7 protein-coding genes and 2 riboswitches are annotated in these 14,769 nt (G+C 58.1%); of the genes, 1 reads left to right on the top strand and 6 read right to left on the bottom strand.

Annotated elements, in window-relative coordinates:
* Positions 1–35 precede the first annotated feature (35 nt).
* Positions 36–1,181, bottom strand: a complete 1,146-nt coding sequence (gene gcvT, locus EV681_RS15515; RefSeq protein WP_130304492.1) for a glycine cleavage system aminomethyltransferase GcvT — start codon at positions 1,179–1,181, stop codon at positions 36–38.
* A gap of 62 nt (positions 1,182–1,243) precedes the next feature.
* Positions 1,244–1,362, bottom strand: a riboswitch (glycine riboswitch).
* 10 nt (positions 1,363–1,372) lie between these two features.
* Positions 1,373–1,477: riboswitch (glycine riboswitch) on the bottom strand.
* Positions 1,478–1,939: 462 nt separating this feature from the next.
* Here gcvT and EV681_RS15510 point away from each other — a divergent pair.
* Positions 1,940–2,272, top strand: coding sequence for a GrlR family regulatory protein (locus EV681_RS15510; protein ID WP_128396675.1), 333 nt, complete (start codon positions 1,940–1,942; stop codon positions 2,270–2,272).
* Positions 2,273–2,482: 210 nt separating this feature from the next.
* On the opposite strand, the gene EV681_RS15505 is transcribed toward EV681_RS15510, so the two are convergent.
* From EV681_RS15505 to EV681_RS15485, 5 genes are all read right to left on the bottom strand, one after another.
* Positions 2,483–3,685 (bottom strand): BaiN/RdsA family NAD(P)/FAD-dependent oxidoreductase, encoded by a 1,203-nt coding sequence (locus tag EV681_RS15505; RefSeq protein ID WP_130304491.1) that lies wholly within the window; start codon positions 3,683–3,685, stop codon positions 2,483–2,485.
* Positions 3,678–5,942, bottom strand: a complete 2,265-nt coding sequence (locus EV681_RS15500; protein WP_128396673.1) for an arginine/lysine/ornithine decarboxylase — start codon at positions 5,940–5,942, stop codon at positions 3,678–3,680. Before EV681_RS15500 ends, EV681_RS15505 begins: the two co-directional genes overlap by 8 nt.
* 34 nt (positions 5,943–5,976) lie before the next feature.
* A complete protein-coding gene (gene dcd, locus EV681_RS15495) occupies positions 5,977–6,540 on the bottom strand; it encodes a dCTP deaminase (RefSeq protein ID WP_128396672.1) in 564 nt (187 codons plus the stop codon).
* Positions 6,541–6,625: 85 nt separating this feature from the next.
* A complete protein-coding gene (locus EV681_RS15490; RefSeq protein WP_130304490.1) occupies positions 6,626–12,976 on the bottom strand; it encodes a translocation/assembly module TamB domain-containing protein in 6,351 nt (2,116 codons plus the stop codon).
* Positions 12,976–14,757 carry an autotransporter assembly complex protein TamA gene (locus EV681_RS15485; RefSeq protein WP_130304489.1) on the bottom strand — a complete coding sequence of 594 codons (1,782 nt, stop codon included), beginning with the start codon at positions 14,755–14,757 and terminating at the stop codon, positions 12,976–12,978. Before EV681_RS15485 ends, EV681_RS15490 begins: the two co-directional genes overlap by 1 nt.
* Positions 14,758–14,769 lie beyond the last annotated feature (12 nt).

Below are 14,769 nucleotides of genomic sequence, written 5' to 3'. Positions count from 1 at the left end.
CGGTCATATAGTATCAAGGTTTATGTGACGGTTTTCTATTTCTGTGCAGGAACCACGGCCTTGCCGTTGCGCACGAAAGGCAGCGCGGTCACCGTAGCAGGCACCCACTTGCCGCGGATATCCACTTCAACGGCATCGCCGGCGGCAACGCCCTGGGGCAGACGGGCAAACGCCACGGACACGCCCAGCGTGGGCGACATGGTGCCGCTGGTCACTTCGCCTTCGCCCTGCGCGGTGCGTACCCGCATATGCGCCCGCATCACGCCGCGCTCATTGAGCTTGAGACCGGTAAACACGTTCTTGCGCGGTGAAGACTCAATGGCCTGGCGACCGATGAAGTCGCGCTGGGTATCGGTCAGGCTGACTGTCCAGGTGAGTGCTGCCTGTGCCGGCTGGGTCTGCTCGTCCATATCCTGGCCGTACAGGTTCATGCCGGCTTCAAGACGCAGCGTATCGCGCGCGCCCAGGCCGCAAGGCGCCACACCCGCTGCAACCAGCTGGTTCCACAGGGCTTCGGCCTGCGTGGCTGGCAGCACGATTTCAAAACCGTCTTCGCCGGTATAACCGGTGCGGGCCACCAAGGTGTCATTGCCGACACTGGCTGCGAAAAACGCCTTGAGCAATTCGGTCGCCGCCTGCCATTCAGGATGAATCTGCCAGACCAGTTCACGCGCTTGCGGGCCCTGTACGGCAATCATGGCCAGATCGCGCCGGGGCGTGATGATGACATCCAGCTGGTGTTCACTGACCACGCGCTGCATCCAGTCAATATCCTTCTGTGCGCAGCCGGCATTCACGACCACACGCCAGCGGTCGTCATCAAAAAAGTAAACAATCAAGTCGTCGATCACCCCGCCTTCGGGGTTCAGCATGCAGCTGTAGAGCGCCTTGCCGGAAACGGCCAATTTGGCCACGTCGTTGGCCAGCAGCAGGCTCAGAAAGCGCCGCGCCTGCAGACCGGTCACATCGACATTGAGCATATGGGAGACATCGAACATGCCGGCTTTCTGGCGCACGGCATGGTGTTCGGCCAGTTGCGAGCCGTAGGAAATAGGCATTTCCCAGCCGCCGAAATCGACCATTTTGGCACCTGCGGCCTGGTGGGCCGCGAACAGGGGCGTGCGATTCAGTTGAGTGGGGGGAGCGCTTGCCGCAGTCGGAGGGGTTGTCTGTGTAGACATGCTTGCACCTGTTGAAAAGGATTGAAGGTCGCAGCGCACAGGTTTCACCATGAAACCGGCGCTTGTCGCCCTCTGTCCTTTTGCCTGAGAGTTGTAGCGCGCTTTGGGCTGGCCTGATGGCGCAGCACAGCGCGTTTCCCCTTCGGCGCCTTAATGAAAAGGTCTCTCCAGAGTGCCTTACCGGCCGGGCCGGTGATTGTGCGGTACATGGACCTGAGCGATTCCGGGCGAATTGCGCCTTCGGTGGCAACATGACAGGCCAGTGGCCGCCTGCTGCTCTCTCCCACGACAATTTGAAAGCATGCGAAAGGATACAGGCAAACGGCAAAAAAATCCATTCTGACAACCCCGATATTCAATTTTTTGCCGCCACCGCACCCCTGTCTCCAATGCCCGTTCCGATCATCTGCCAAACCCGTGAGTTAACAGAGGTTAGCTGCAGTTAAGGTATTGTTACCGTGGCAATACGAACTGTTACATCTTATAGTTTCAATTAAATAATTCTTTGGAAAAGAGATAGAATACACTTGACCACAAGCAATTAGTCACTCGTGCGGCAGCACCCTCACACACGAGTGTCATCATGTTGCGGTACACTAGCCATCCGCTGGTGAACGTCAGCATAAAACACAACAATATCAGATACAGAACACACGTTTTCATTAGCAGCTTCAATAGCGAGCCGGTCTATTTCAGAACAGCTCGCCACTGCAGTCAGCATCAAGCGCCCTAGTGGCAACTACATAAGGAGTACTATTATGGATAACGGTTTCTACGCAACAGTGATCGCAGATTCCAAAGCCCACGCCGGAGTGACGGTCGTAGAAGACAATAAGGTCCGGGGGGGCGATGCCCATTACCTGTATTCAGGCACCATCCAGGCAGATGGCAACGATGAAATCGTCGCCAACCTGAAAATCAAGGCATATACAGCGGTTGACCAGTCTTTCGGCACCGACGAAAACAGCTTCGAATTGTCCCTGATGGGCAGTAAAACCGATAGCGGCTTTCGCCTGACGGGCTATTCACCCAGCGGTCGTGAAATCGTGATCGATGCCCGGAAAATCGCCAATATTGACCTGGGCTTTTAAACGGATCGTCCGGGGCTGACCGGGCCGGCATTCACATTCTTATAATTTATAGGGCGGCTGCCACAGGTGGCCGCCAGCCGGACCGACAACTTGCCTGACCACTTTGATCTGAACCCGCTGTCTCTCATTTCCCTTAAATAACATGCCGGCACAGCCGCATCAAAACACATTATTGCAACCCGGCCTTTAACAAGGCATCCGCCTGTTACTTCACGCTGACAGGGCGCGGCCGCAAGCCACTGCAGAAGCCCAGGCCCACTGAAAGTTGTAACCACCCAGCCAGCCGGTCACATCGACCACCTCACCAATAAAATACAGTCCCGGCACTTTGCGTGCCTGCATGGATTTCTGGTCCAGCTCGCGCGTATCCACACCGCCGCGCATGACTTCGGCCTTTTTATAGCCCACGGTTCCCGAAGGCGTCAGGATCCACGGTTGCGCGCTCTGTGCCAATTGCATCAACGGCTTGTCGGCCATATCGGCCAGCCGCTGTGTCGGCAGCATGCCCCGGTATTGCAGCCAGTTCTCGGCCAGTCGGCGCGGCCACACTTCGCTCAGGGCATTGGCCAGGCTATGCTTGCTGCCCTTCTTGCGTTGCACCAGCTCCTGCGCCAGTTGCCTGCCTGGCAGCAGATCAATGTGGATGGGCGTATCGGGTTCCCAATAGCTGGAAATCTGCAGGATTCCCGGGCCCGACAGGCCCCGGTGGGTAAACAGCAGGTCTTCATCGAAGAGTCCTCGTCGCTTGCCCTGCCCCGTTTCCAGCCGGGCCGGCACCGCCAGACCCGAGAGTTCGGCAAACGGCTTCCAGCTTTGCTGATCAAAGGTCAGTGGCACTAGTGCGGGGCGCGGTTCAATGATTTTCAGCCCGAACTGGCGCGCCGTCTTCAGTCCGAAATCGGTCGCGCCCAGTTGGGGAATAGCCATGCCGCCGGTTGCGATTACCAGCTTGTCGGCTGTCAGCGCCCCGCTTGCGGTCTGCACCGTATAACGGCCGTGTTCCTGGCCAATCGCGGTCACGGGCGCTTGCATGCGTCGCTTGACGCCACCCTTGTCGCACTCGGCGACCAGCATGTCGATAATCTGCTCGCTGCTGTCGTCGCAAAACAGCTGACCCTTGTGCTTTTCATGCCAGGCAATGCCATGGCTGCGCACCAGCGTCAGGAAGTCCTCAGGGGTATAGGAAGACAGGGCCGACCGGCAGAACGCCGGATTGGCGGACAAAAACTGCTGCCAGGTGGTGCCGATATTGGTGAAATTGCAGCGGCCGCCACCGGAGATCCGGATTTTTTCCGCCAGCTTACTGGCGTGATCCAGCAAAACCACCCGCTGGCCACGCTGGCCGGCCACCGCCGCACACATCAGGCCGGCAGCACCGGCACCGATGATCACGACATCAACAGAGTCAGTCATCCAGTCTCAGGCAGTCCACGTAGAAAAAGTCGCGACCATCCTCCTCAACCACATGACCCAGGCCATGGATAAAGGTTTCGAAGCCCGGAAATTTCGCATTAAAACTGCGTGCAAACTTCAGATACTCCACAATGGTCTTGTTAAAGCGCTCGCCCGGAATAAGCAGCGGAATGCCCGGTGGGTAAGGGGTAAGCAGCACACCGGTAACGCGGCCTTCAAGCTCGTCCAGCGGGACACGCTCAACCTCACGGTGCGCCATTTTCGCAAACGCATCCGACGGCTTGAGCGCCGGCACCATATCCGACAGATAGACTTCGGTCGTCAGGCGCGCCACATCGTTCTGGCTGTAGGCCTCATGAATTTTCTGGCACAGATCGCGCAGGCCCATGCGCTCATATTTTTTGAAGTCGGCGCAAAACTCGGGCAGGATGCGCCACAGCGGCGCATTGCGATCGTAATCATCCTTGAACTGCTGCAGCGCCGTTACCAGCGTGTTCCAGCGCCCCTTGGTAATGCCAATGGAAAACAGAATAAAGAAGGAATACAGGCCGGTTTTTTCCACCACAATGCCATGCTCGGTCAGATACTTGGACACCAGCGCTGCAGGAATGCCGCTTTCGGCAAAGTTGCCGTCAATATCCAGCCCGGGCGTAATAATGGTCGCCTTGATCGGATCCAGCATGTTGAAATTGTCGGCCAGGTCACCAAAACCGTGCCACTCATCGCCAGACTCCAGCACCCAGTCTTCCTGCTCGCCGATGCCTTCGGACACCAGGCGATTCGGTCCCCAGACCTTGAACCACCAATCAGTGCGCCCATACTCCGAGGCCACTTTGCGCATGGCGCGACGAAAATCCAGGGCTTCGCGAATACTTTCGGCCACCAGCGCCGTGCCGCCGGGCGGCTCCATCATGGCAGCCGACACATCGCACGACGCAATAATCGCGTACTGCGGCGAAGTGGAGGTATGCATGAGAAACGCTTCGTTGAAAATATTGCGATCCAGCTTGCGGTTCTCAGACTCCTGCACCACGATCTGCGAAGCTTGGGAAATACCGGCAAGCAGTTTATGTGTGGAGTGCGTGGCAAACACCATTGCATCTTTGCTGCGTGGCCGGTTCGGGCCGATCGCGTGCATATTGGCATAGAACTCGTGGAAGGCCGCATGCGGCAGCCAGGCTTCGTCAAAGTGCAGTGTATCAACGATAGTGCCCAGTTTTTCCTTGATCATCTCCACGTTGTAGATCACGCCATCATAAGTACTTTGCGTGAGCGTCAGAATGCGCGGCGTCTTGTTCTTGAGTTTGCGGGCAAACGGATTGGCTTCGATTTTCTTCTGAATGTTTTCAGGATCGAACTCTTCCAGCGGGATCGGGCCGATAATACCCAGGTGGTTGCGCGTTGGACGCAGAAACACCGGTATTGCACCTGTCATAGTAATGGCGTGCAGAATCGATTTATGACAATTGCGATCGACCACCACCACGTCATCGTTGGCCACGTTGGCATGCCACACCACTTTGTTGGAGGTGGAGGTGCCATTGGTCACGAAGTAGCAGTGATCGGCATGAAAGATACGGGCGGCGTTGCGCTCGGACTCGGCCACCGGACCGGTATGGTCCAGCAACTGACCCAGTTCCTCAACCGCATTGCACACGTCAGCGCGCAGCATGTTTTCACCGAAGAACTGGTGAAACATCTGCCCGACCGGGCTTTTCAGGAATGCTACGCCGCCGGAGTGACCCGGGCAATGCCAGGAGTAGGAACCATCCTGCGCATACTTGACCAGTTCACGGAAAAACGGCGGCGCGAGCCCATCCAGATAGCTCTTGGATTCGCGAATAATATGACGCGCCACGAACTCGGGCGTATCTTCAAACATATGAATGAAACCATGCAGTTCGCGCAGGATGTCATTGGGAATATGTTCAGATGTACGGGTTTCGCCATACAGATAAATGGGTATGTCTTCGTTACGAAAGCGCAGCTCGCCAATAAAGGTTCGCAAATTGCGGATGGCATGCGCCACGTCTTCGCGCGAGTCTACATCGAACTCTTCGTCGTCGATGGACAGAATAAAGGCGCTGGCTCGGCTTTGCTGCTGGGCAAACGAACTTAAGTCGCCGTAACTGGTTACGCCAAGCACCTCGACGCCTTCGGCCTTGATGGCATCGGCAAGGGCACGAATACCGAAACCGGACGCACTGTCCGAGCGGAAGTCTTCGTCAATGATGACGATGGGGAAACGAAATTTCATCGGGTACTCCTGGCTGGCTGATCAAATAGCCTGATTATGTTCTTGGAAGTGTGACGCCTTGTTGACCCTGATACTTGCCGCCGCGATCGCGGTATGACGTTTCGCATACCTCGTCGCCCTGCAGGAACAGAAACTGGGCACATCCCTCGCCGGCATAGATTTTTGCGGGCAGCGGTGTCGTGTTGGAAAACTCCAGCGTAACATGGCCTTCCCACTCCGGCTCCAGCGGCGTCACGTTCACGATAATGCCGCAGCGCGCGTAGGTGCTTTTGCCCAGGCAGATGGTGAGCACTTCGCGCGGGATGCGGAAATACTCAACAGTGCGGGCAAGCGCAAACGAGTTCGGCGGAATAATGCAAACATCACCCTTGAAATCCACAAAGGATTTTTCGTCGAAGTTTTTTGGATCCACAATCGTGGAATTGATGTTGGTAAAAATCTTGAATTCGTCGGCGCAACGCACGTCGTAACCATAGCTGCTGGTGCCGTAACTGACGATCTTTTGCCCGTTAGCCTCACGCACCTGACCCGCCTCGAAAGGAGTGATCATGCCGTCTTGCGCCGCCTGCCGAATCCACCGGTCGTTCTTGATACTCATAGACTGTATCTCTCTGCTGGGGTCTGCCCCGAAGGGAAAAGCGCCATTGTAGCCCCTGCAGCTGCAGGGGAGTATGCATTTTTCATCAGTCCCTGAAAAACCGGCGATAGATCAGTTCCAGCCCGTTCACGGTGCCGCCCTTGATATCGGCCGACAGGTTTCTGAACAGCCGGTAACTGCCGCGCACCACGGTGCCGGTACCGGCCATGGCCTGCTCGACACTCACGGTCATGCCATTTTCAAATTTCTTGCTGGCCACGAAAAACTGCTGGGACAGATCGCTCGATGATTCCTGGTTGACGCTGGAGGCCACCGTTTTTTCCGGCAGAACCGTACCAGACTTGCCGACATTGCCCGAACGGATGGCAATATCGTCCAGCCCCATCTTACGATAGAACGGCTCGCCCCCGCCCACGATGGACGAACCCACCGAAAACAGCAGGGCCGCGTCGCTGCCACTGCTGTCGGGGCCGCGCCCCATCAGCAGCCAGGACAGTTTTTCCACCTCGCTCACGTCGGGATAGGACACCAGATCGATCTTCGGCTTTCTGGCCGTGCCTACCACCTTGACCCCGGCCTCTACATCCAGGCCGGTGCGCAAGGCTTCGATATCCAGGATCGGGTTGGCCAGGTTACCCTGGAAGGTAATGCGACCGCGGCGGATCTGCAAGCGCTGCCCATAGGCTTCGATCGCTCCGCCACGTGTGCGGAAAGCACCTACGCCGGTCAACTGGTTCTTTTCCTGGATCACATTGAGCGAGCCCACCAGGCCGGAGTCCAGCCCCAAACCCACGATATAAAAGCGCTTGCCCAGGTCTACCGTGAAATCCAGCGTCAGGTCCAGGGGAGATTCTTCCTTGACCACTTTGGTTTGGCCCGGCTTGAGCACAATCACATCGCCATCGACCGCCGGCACGCTGCCCAGAATATCCACGCTGGCCCAGCCGGCATCCGCCGTGACCTTGCCCTTGATATCCACTTTGGGCAGGGGCGCGTTGATGTCCACATCGCCACTGATCATCACAAAGCGGTCGGACCGCTGAATAATCGGGTAATGATCGAACACGATCCGGAAATCGCCCTTGCTGGTGTTCAGGTTCCATTTGCCGGTAATGCCCAATGAACCGTTCTGGGCCTCTACATTATCGTCAATCCATTTCTTGGTGCGCCATTCATTGGCCTTAATGCGGATCACCGACGGAAAGCGCAGCGTGTTGATGACCACCTGGTTGTCGCGCAGGGTAGCCTCCAGCGTGCCATCGAGCAGGCGGATGCCGTTGTCGATTTCCACGATCTTCACTTTGGAACCGGAAATTTTGCCGCTGGTGGTCCATTGGCCATTGGCGCGCGATTGCGCGGTCACGTTCAGCGCCACGGCCCCGCCCAGATCCAGCATATCGCCAGTGAGCGGCCCCATCCAGCTGATATCGGCCAGATTGCCATTGAGCGTGATTTTCGAGCCGCCGTTCAGATTCGGCGCCAGCCCGTTGAACGCGATGGCGCCCGTCCCTTTCAGATTGCCTTTATTTTGCGTATCAAAGGCCAGGTTCAGGTTGGCAGTACTGGTAGTGGCGCCGGTCTTGTTGAAATTGGCGCCCACCAGCATATTGGTCAGCCCCAGCGCAATCGGGGTGGCTGCCGGAATCATGAAATCGCCGCTCACCCGTTTGAGGGCGGTCTTGCCGGTCAGCGCCCCATCAAAAGCCAGATCCCAGTCGAAATCGAGCACCAGCGAGGTTTCCTTTGGTGCGCTCTTGCGCCGGTCAATAATACCCGCATTAACGTTGCTCGCCTCTTTGGCGGCCGGATCGGCCAGCTTCTGCATATCACGAATGAAAGCGGGGCTGAGAACAAACCGGCGAATGGAACCCTTGGTCTGCCACTTGCCATTGCTGCCGGTGGTGCCTTCCTGATTGATCACGATGCTGTGCTTGCCCGGCAGGCCAATATTGATGGCCGATGGCCCGGCTTCCCACGCCGGCAGCCCGCCCTCGGCGGCGGGCGCAAACGCCAGTGTCCAGGGCTTGTCCTGCGCAACGGTAATGCCCGCGTACTGTACATCCAGCGTAGCGAGCGTGCCGCGCCACCCCTCTACACCCTGTTCGTTCTTGCCCCAGGAACCATCGGCAGCCAAATGGAAATTGACCGGCGCCTTGCCCAGTTCCCTGGATTTGCCCTGCGAGAACATGCCCTTCAGATCAAGCGCGTGTTTGGCGACCATGCCCTTGACGGTGCCATCCACCGTGACACTGCCAGGCAGGCCGGGCCAGAAGGAAGACAGGGCCGGTGCGTCCACGTCCAGCGTCAGTACGCTGTCGGCCTGGCCGAAAGCGCCCTTGCTGCGTATTTTGTTGGTGCCCAGGGTCAGGTCGATATTGGCCGCCGGCACCTGGAAAGCATTCAAGTCTATGCCGGTGCTGCCCTGGCCGCCCAGCGCCAGATCGCGCACCGCCAGATCCAGGGATCCGACCAGCGGCTTGTCATTCCAGATGCTGCCCTTGTCAAAGTTGCCCTTGATGGTTGCCGACTTGATGGCCGTGGGCGAGAACATGTCGACGTCAGCCGTCAGGTCCGTGCTGAGCAAGGTTCTGGGAATACTGTCTGCCATCAGCTTGCTGACCGGCAGCGCCTTGGAATTGACACGCATATGAATGCGGTCTGACTCATCCTGCCCGCCCTTGGGCGAGACCAGCGCTTCCAGCGTTAGCGTTGCGCCATCGCGCAAGGCAAGGTCCGCCTTGGCATCGCGCAGCAGCAACGGCGTTGCCATATCCAGTTTTACATCCGCATTCAGATGCGACTTTTCCCCGGTGGCGCTGGCCGTGACGACATAGCCATCCTGCACCTGCGGCGTTTGCTGCGGTTCAATGTCAAATGCAATTGTGTCAAAATCAAGCGGCACCGGTGTCTTGAACGGCAACACGCCGGTGCCGTCGGTACGCATGATATGCGCCGAGCCGGTCAGCATCTGGTTGAAAGCCAGATCCCAGTCCGCATCCAGCGTGATGTCCTTGTCGGCCACCGCGTTGGCTGCGCCCTTGCCGCCATCACCGGCGGCGTCCGCTGCTTTTTTGCTGCTGGCCGAGGCCGCCGCCAGCGCCTTGTTTGCAGCCTGCGTGGCTGCCCGCGCCGCGGCCGGGTCTTCGGCTGCAAAGGCTTTTTGCAGATTCATCAGGTACTGTGGATTAATGACCAGGTCCTTGATTTGCCCCTTAGTCTGCCACTGGCTACCGTTACCGCCAGACTCGCCGGGCAGGATCTGCGCACTGCGATTTTCCGGCAGATCCAGCAAAAAGCGCGAGGCTGTGGTGGCCCACTGCAAGGGATGCTGGCCATCGTCCGGCAGGAACGACAACGACATCGGGCTTTGCTGCTGCAAGCGCAATTCGGTATGACGCAAATTCAAGTCTTCCAGCACACCCACCCAGCCTTCCTGGCCGCCTTCCACTTTGTCCCAGGCGCCCTGGACATTCAGGCCGAACACCACGGGCGCCTTGCCCAGGGCGCGACTGGGTGCCTGCGCATACATGCCGTAAATTTGCGCACGGTGATTGGTCACGCGACCATCCACCACGGCATTGACCAGCGCACTGCCCGGCAGAGACGGCCAGAAATTGGCCAGCGCCGGCGCGTTAACGTCCAGATACAGCTGGCTGGCATCCTGGCCGAAACCGCCGTGCGCCGTGATCCGGTTATTACCCAGCGTCAGGTCAACATCGGTGTCGCTCACCTGCAGCTTGTCCAGATTCGGCTTGATGGTGCGATCGGCCTGCTCCTGCTCTGGCTGCTTGTCGAAAATGCCTGCCAGATGCACCTTGCTGCCAATTGTGCCGGCCAGCGGTTTGTCATTCCACATGCTGCCCTGGGTCAATTGCGCATCCAGGTCCACATCAGCAATTTCGCGCTTGCCCGGCAGCGTATCGGCAACCAGCGCCACAGTGCCATTAAGCAGCGAAGCCGGTGTAGCGCCCGCCGACAAGGTCTGCAGATTCAGCGATTTCAAGCCGACCTTGGCCGTCAGGCGATCCGTGCCTTCACTGACGCCGGCGATGGTTTCAAAATCTGCGTTAACTGCAGCGCCATCGGTCAATGCCAGCTGCAATTTGCCATCGCGCAGCGGAATCACATTTGCCATAGCCAGGTTCAGCGTGGTGTCCAGGCTGGACTGCGGGCCCTGGCCCTGAGCAACGATGGCCAGCACCGGATTTTTTTCATCCTGGCGCGTTTCATTCAACTTGATGTTCAGCGTCTCGAAATCCAGCGGAATTTTCTGCACCAGCGGCACGAACCGGTCGCCCGCCGTACGCCGCACATTGACCGCACCTTGCAGGCCATTTTCCGTGGCTATATTCCAGTCGCCGTCAAACACAATATCCGGAAAGCTGCCGGCAGTTTTTTGCGCCAGCGCCTTGGCAGCGGCATCCCGCGCTGTCTTGTCAGTTGCATTGGCCGGCTGCGCATCGCCGGCGGCCGTCATCCTGGCCACCTCGTCCATCAACCTGTCGCTGATCGTCAGGTTGGCAAAGGATCCCGCTGTCGTCATGCCCAGGGCATTGCCACTGGCCTTGTCCAGCTTGATCTGCGCCTCGGAGCCGCCGGGCAGGGTCAGGCTTAGCGCGCCAGGCCCTGCCGCCCATACATTCTGCACCCCGGTCGCGTTCGGGCTGAACAACAAAGGCAAGGCGTCGCGCTCGCGCACACGCACCCCGGCATGCGCCAGGTTCAATGCGGCTAACTCGCCTTCCCAGCCGTCAATCCCGTCTGCCAACCTGTGCCACTTGCCGTTGATGGTGGCGGACAAATCGGCCGGCGCCTTGCCCAGGGTTTTCGCTTCGCCCTGGTTGACCTTGCCGCTAATATCGATCGCATGCTCGGCAATCGTGCCGGCCAGCGTGCCAGAGAGTTTGGCCGTGCCGTTAACGCCATCGACCAGCTGGCCCAGTTTGGGCGCGTCAACGCTTAAGCGCAGCACACTTTCCTGCTGCCCGAAGCTGCCCGATGTCGTGATACTGTTATCACCCAGTTTCAGATCAATATCTGCCTTGCGAATATTCAGGCGCTTCAGGTCCACCAGCGTGGTCGACGCCTGTATTGCATCTGTGTTTGCGGCAGTTTGCTGTGCCTTCTGAAGTGCATCCTCGCCCTTCTCGGTGGTAACGGTTTTACCTTCCTGCTGCGCCTTGCGGGCGGCCGCGGCTTTGATGTTGTCGGCAACGGCCTGGGCCATCTGCTCGCCGTCAACAATCCGGCGTTGCGTCAAGACGCCCTGCGAATCAATATCGATATCCAGGTCGGCAGTCAACGGTTTGCCCTGCAGACGGCTTTGGCCATCGACCGTGCCTTTCAATTGCAATCCCTGCACATTGGACAGACCCAGAACATCTGCCACAAATGTCATATCGCTAGTCAATACCGAATCGGCCGCCCCTTGCTGACCCTTGAGCGTGAGCCGCTGGCTGGCAAAGGATCCCGCAATACGGTCCGACTCTGCTGCGCCCTGTTTTTCCTTTTTGTCCAGCTTGAACTGCAGGCCCGAACTATCGCCCAGCTTGACGTTCACATCGGCCTGGTTCAATGGAATGCCGCCACCCATCACGCCCAGGTTCAACGACGCATCCACTTGCGCGCCCTGGCCGCTGCCCTGCAGGGTCACGCCCAGTTTTTCCAGATCGCCGGCCACTTGCGTGTGCAGATCAAATGTGCAATCACGCTGCTGCAGCGCGCCGGTCAGCACGCCGCCAATCTGCACGAACTGGCTCAGGCAAACCGGCGACTGTTTGTTTTGCGTCGCCAGTTTCGCATTCAAGTCCAGCTTCATCGGGTACGGGCTTTTGATAGACTCCACTTCCAGCGTACCGTTCAGATCGGCCTCGGTCTGCGGATGCGAGACGTGCACGCTTTTGAGCGTGCCTTTGGCATGCTGGTCAATAATCAGCAAATCGGTCAGACTGAAATTACTCAGTCCCACGGGCAGACCCGAGCCATCAGGCATCAGCAGTGCAAAATCGCCCACATCCAGCCGATCCACCTGTATGCCAACCGGAATACCCGGCATTTCAAATGGCTGGGCATCTTCGGGCGCCGGTTCGGTTGTCTCCAGCGGCAGCAGCTTGACGTCCAGATCGGCCACGCTCATCTGCTCTACACGCAAGGTGCGTTTGAACAACTTGAGCCAGTCCACTTTCAGTACAGCCTGCCGGCCGGTAATCTTGATTTCGGGCGTATCGATCTGCAGCCGTTCCAGTTCGATCCCGCTCCATAACGTGCCGCGCACATTGGTCAGTTCACCGCCCACCTGGCTGATCACGGTATTGAGCAGCCAGCGACTGCCCGGATTGGTGCCCATGAACCAGAACACAAAGGCGCACAGTCCGATCAGAAGCGTCAGGACGATGGGTTTCCAGCGAAGATACCAGCGCAAATATTTCATTTTCATCAGAATGCCACTCCCAATGAAAAGTGCAGCCGTATACTGCGGTCACGCTGGCCGTAGGCCAGATCCAGAAACAGCGGGCCGGCCGGGGTCTTGATTCTTGCCCCCACGCCGTAGCCCACATGCAGCTTCATCTTATTGAATGACTCTGCTGCATCACCGGCATCAATAAATACGCCCATGCCGAAACGGTCGTCAAAGTAACGCATATATTCAACGCTCACCACCGCCAGGGAGCGATCACCCACGACCGCATCGCCAGCGCTTTTGCCAATATCATTGTATTTGTAGCCCCGGATGGAGCGCGCGCCGCCAGTCCGATAGCCAAAGTCATCCGGAATGCGCATACCGCTGGACCCGAATACCTGTCCCACTTCGCCGCGCATGGTAAAGACATCGCGCCGGCCTATCGGCCACCATTGTTGCGCACGCAGCCCGACCCGGCTGAACGGCTCGCCTTTATCCAGCGTGACGCCGGCGCCCAGACCCAGCGCAATCAGATTGCCTTCACGCGGGTCATATTTGTTGTCGACATCGCGACGCAGAAAATCCCAGGTTGCCACCGCAGTAGGCAGGCGATAACGCTCCTCGCCTTCGCGCTTGACCGAGTCGTAAGCTGCCAGCACACCCCAGTTCGATTCGTAATCGACGCGACTGGCCGCATCCAGCTTGAACTCCAGCTTGCGCTTCCAGCCCACGGCGTAACGCATCACATCTTCATCCTGGATATCGGAGTGACGAAACATCACCCCAACGCTATCTTTGCTGCCATCCAGATTGGGCGGCAAATGAAAATCCATATAGGCGCGCTGCAGCTTGGCGTTCACTGCAGCACCCGTTTCCATAATCAGCGGCTGTCCAAACACCACATTCTGCTTGTACATGATCTCGGCGCCCGGGCCCACCGAATCGTCAATCCCCAGAGAACCGGCCAGCGAACGCGCCGGCGCTTCGGACACCCGCACGGCAACCGGCAACTCTACCGCGTCCTGTGCATAGACCTCATCGCCCGGTGGTTTTTTCAGGGTAACGAACGCGCCGCGAAAGAAATTGGTAGATTGGATCTGCTGCTGCCAGGTGTCCAGCTGTTCCTGGGAAAAGCGCTGGCCCGGCGTGTATTTGATATAGCGACGGATCAGGCTATCGGGCACGCGCCGCAAGCCTACCACTTCGGTATGGCCCAGCGTGACTGCCGGACCGCTGTCGACCGTGGTCTCGGTATCCACGCTCGCCGTTTCGGGATTGACCACCGCCTGCGAATGCGTCATGCGGGCCAGGTAAAAATCATTGGCAGCCACGCCCTCGAGCATGGTCGACTTGGCATTGCTCCACTGCTCGTTCAGAAAATCCTTGTCTACCGGCAGGCCCCAGTCTTTACGCAACTGTGATACGCGCTCGTTAAAGCGAGGCGTGGCAATACTGCCGGTAAAATTATTGGTGACCGATTTGACTTTGGCCACCTTGCCCGGATCAATGGAAATGTCCCAGGTTTCGCCGCCCACGTCTTCACCCACTTCCAGCGTGACATCGGGCGCAAAATAACCACGAGTGGCCAGGGCAGAGATTACCGCCTCACGGCCCTTGCGCCGGATCCGGTCGGCTTCGCCCGAATCCTGATCGTCGGCCATGCGCACCACAGCTGAAATACCTTTGTTTACCGCATCCAGCGATTCAGGCCCAAGCCCGCTGGGATCGATAATCACTTCGGGCTTTTGCGCCGAAACCTGACCAATACCGGCCAACAATAAAATCGTTGTGAGAAAACAAGCCTTGTTCAATCGCATCGGTCCATTCAG

Source organism: Advenella incenata, assembly GCF_004217095.1.
Taxonomy (GTDB): domain Bacteria; phylum Pseudomonadota; class Gammaproteobacteria; order Burkholderiales; family Burkholderiaceae_B; genus Advenella; species Advenella incenata.
This window is presented reverse-complemented; position numbering and strand designations above follow the sequence as displayed.

What these genes read in the sequence shown, in the direction of transcription:
- EV681_RS15500 (WP_128396673.1), bottom strand. Translation starts at nt 5,942, where the DNA reads ATGAAATTTCGTTTCCCCATCGTCATCATTGACGAAGACTTCCGCTCG.
- EV681_RS15490 (WP_130304490.1), bottom strand. Translation starts at nt 12,976, where the DNA reads ATGAAAATGAAATATTTGCGCTGGTATCTTCGCTGGAAACCCATCGTC.
- EV681_RS15505 (WP_130304491.1), bottom strand. Translation starts at nt 3,685, where the DNA reads ATGACTGACTCTGTTGATGTCGTGATCATCGGTGCCGGTGCTGCCGGC.
- EV681_RS15485 (WP_130304489.1), bottom strand. Translation starts at nt 14,757, where the DNA reads ATGCGATTGAACAAGGCTTGTTTTCTCACAACGATTTTATTGTTGGCC.
- EV681_RS15510 (WP_128396675.1), top strand. Translation starts at nt 1,940, where the DNA reads ATGGATAACGGTTTCTACGCAACAGTGATCGCAGATTCCAAAGCCCAC.
- dcd (WP_128396672.1), bottom strand. Translation starts at nt 6,540, where the DNA reads ATGAGTATCAAGAACGACCGGTGGATTCGGCAGGCGGCGCAAGACGGC.
- gcvT (WP_130304492.1), bottom strand. Translation starts at nt 1,181, where the DNA reads ATGTCTACACAGACAACCCCTCCGACTGCGGCAAGCGCTCCCCCCACT.